Source organism: Micromonospora sp. M51 (assembly GCF_018070305.1).
GTDB lineage: Bacteria > Actinomycetota > Actinomycetes > Mycobacteriales > Micromonosporaceae > Micromonospora > Micromonospora parva.
In genome coordinates this window covers 1-2,406 of the sequence record NZ_JAGPXZ010000851.1, presented here as the reverse complement: position 1 = coordinate 2,406, position 2,406 = coordinate 1, and the positions used below count along the sequence as shown (strand labels likewise).

Below are 2,406 nucleotides of genomic sequence, written 5' to 3'. Positions count from 1 at the left end.
GTGCCCATCTCCGGTCCCTGTCCCCGGCGGTTGACGTGCTCGACGTCTGACCTGCCAGGGGCGTCCGATGTGGTCTGCCAGCGCACCAGAAGCGGCGACGAGGTGAGAAGCAATCATGATTTCCCGAGAGAGTTTCGCGGGCTGGTACCGGAACCGCTTCGTGTGGGTGGCGGTGATCGTGCTGGCGGCGTCGATCGGCGCGGTCGTACTGGTCAACCGGGCCGAGTCGACGACGGAGCCGGTGGATCTGCAGGGGCAGATCACGGCCCGGATGCGTACCACGCTCGAACAGGCGGACCCAGGGCAGCACAACCACGCGGGGCACGGTGCCCAGCAGGCGGCCACCACGGAGAAGCCGCCGGTGATCTGCGGGGTCCGCGTCTACGGCTACGAGCCGTCCGACGTCACGGCGCTCGCCGACGTGCGCACGGTGTACGGCTTCCACCTCTGCGGCGTCGCCGAGCAGAAGCGGCCCTGGGACGTGGCGGTCAAGCTGGCCGGGCCCGTGATCATGGACATGTCCACCCAGCCTCCCGGGATCCAGGTGGTCGAGGCGACCGCCGACGTCATGTTCGTCGACCGGCTGCGGGAGATGTTCCCGGACAAGTACGAGGAGGTGGCGCTCAAGGAGGCGCTCACCGAATCGGAGATGGCCGAGCAGCGCCGCCGGTACGACGCCGCGGCCGGGCTGTGACCATGCCGGACGGTCGGGCGGGGTGGTCGTACCCGCGGGGCCGCCGGTTCCGAACCTGCGGCTGGATGTCTCCTTCGCGGGTCCTGCGGTAGCGGCGAGCCGAGGGGGCGCCGTCACGCGCGATCCGTTCGACGGTGCTGCGGATCTCGGTGTGCCGGACCGTCGTTGGCGCGTCGTCGGGTCAGCGGTCAGTGCCACAGTGCACGGCGGGTGGCGGTGATCCGGCCCTGGTGGGCGGCTTGTCCTTCAGCGTGCCCGACCGGTGGGCCCCGCCGGCTTGATCCACATTCGACCATTTATGGATCCGTATTGATATTTACGGTCACGGATGTAACAGTTGGTTGGGAGCGTTCCCATTGTGATCTCTCGTACCGAAGAGCGGAGGATGAACAGTGCGTTCACACAAGCCCGATCAATCCGGTGGGCGATCTCGGTCACCCGTCCGTCAGTCCATCCGGGCGGTCGTCCTGCTGTTCGCCATGGTGGTCGGCACACTGCCCTGGACCGGCGCGGCCCAGGCCCACGGCACCATCATCAACCCGGCCAGCCGGGCCTATCAGTGCTGGAAGACCTGGGGCAACCAGCACATGAACCCAGCCATGCAGCAGCAGGACCCGATGTGCTGGCGGGCGTTCCAGGCCAACCCCGACACCATGTGGAACTGGATGAGCCAGCTGCGGGACGGCCTCGGCGGCCAGTACCAGGCCCGTACCCCGGACGGGCAACTGTGCAGCAACGGCCTCTCCCGGAACGACTCGGTGAACCAGCCCGGAGCGTGGAAGGCGACCAACGTCAGCTCCAACTTCACGGTCCAGCTGTACGACCAGGCCAGCCACGGTGCTGACTTCTTCCGGGTCTACATCACCAAGCAGGGGTTCAACCCGAGCACCCAGAAGGTCGGGTGGGGCAATCTCGACCTGATCGCGACGACCGGGCGCTACGCGCCAGCGCAGAACATCTCGTTCAACGTTTCGGCCTCCGGGCGCTCCGGAAGCCACGTGCTGTTCGTGATCTGGCAGGCGTCGCACCTGGACCAGGCCTACATGTGGTGCAGCGACATCAACATCACCTGATCGGCGAGATCGGCAACCGCAACACAATCCGGCCCAGGACGGTGACGTCCTGGGCCGGATTGTTCCTGGGCCAGAGTCCGGCGCCGACGATCGAACGTACGGCATGAAGACGTCGACCCGGCCGGTGTTCAGCCGCAGATCGGCGGCGCGGGCGACTACGGCGTGAGGACCAGTTGGCCGAGTTCCTGGGTGCACCGGGTGAGCGCGACGTACAGGCCGTTCCAGCCGCGCGGTTCAGCGGCGATGCCCTGCGGGTCGACCAGTAGCGTCGCGTCCCATTCCAATCCCTTGGACTGGGTTGCGGTGAGCACCGGCACATCGCTGACCACGGCGAGGAGTTCGGCGACGCGGTCCGCTGGGGCGATGACGCCGACAGTGCCGCCCTGCCACCGTTGTCGCAACCGCCGCACTGCCTCGACGACGGCACCGGAGAGCTCGGCAGGTGTGATCGTGAGTTCCCAGGGGGCGATGCCGGAGGAGCGGACCGCTCGGGGTGGCGTGCCGTGGCTGCCAGCCTTCGCCAGGACCGGTCCGGTGAGGTCCATGACATCGCGCGGGGTCCGGTAGCAGATGGTGAGTTCGGCAGCGGTCCAGCGGTCTCCGAAGACGGCCCGCACCGCTTGTGCCCAACTGGTGTGC

3 protein-coding genes are annotated in these 2,406 nt (G+C 67.7%); 2 read left to right on the top strand and 1 reads right to left on the bottom strand.

Translation table 11 applies throughout. From position 1 onward, the window contains the following. The first annotated feature begins 115 nt into the window (after nt 1-115). Entirely contained in the window at nt 116-694 is a 579-nt protein-coding gene (locus tag KBX53_RS29735; RefSeq protein WP_210862968.1) for a hypothetical protein, read from the top strand. A gap of 392 nt (nt 695-1,086) precedes the next feature. Next, nucleotides 1,087-1,767, top strand: a complete 681-nt coding sequence (locus tag KBX53_RS29730) for a lytic polysaccharide monooxygenase (RefSeq protein ID WP_210862966.1) — start codon at nt 1,087-1,089, stop codon at nt 1,765-1,767. A 155-nt stretch (nt 1,768-1,922) separates the two neighbouring features. Here the strand turns inward: KBX53_RS29730 and KBX53_RS29725 are convergent. Next, nucleotides 1,923-2,406, bottom strand: a 484-nt coding sequence (locus KBX53_RS29725; RefSeq protein ID WP_210862964.1) for an ATP-binding domain-containing protein, incomplete at its 5' end; no start/stop codon positions are given.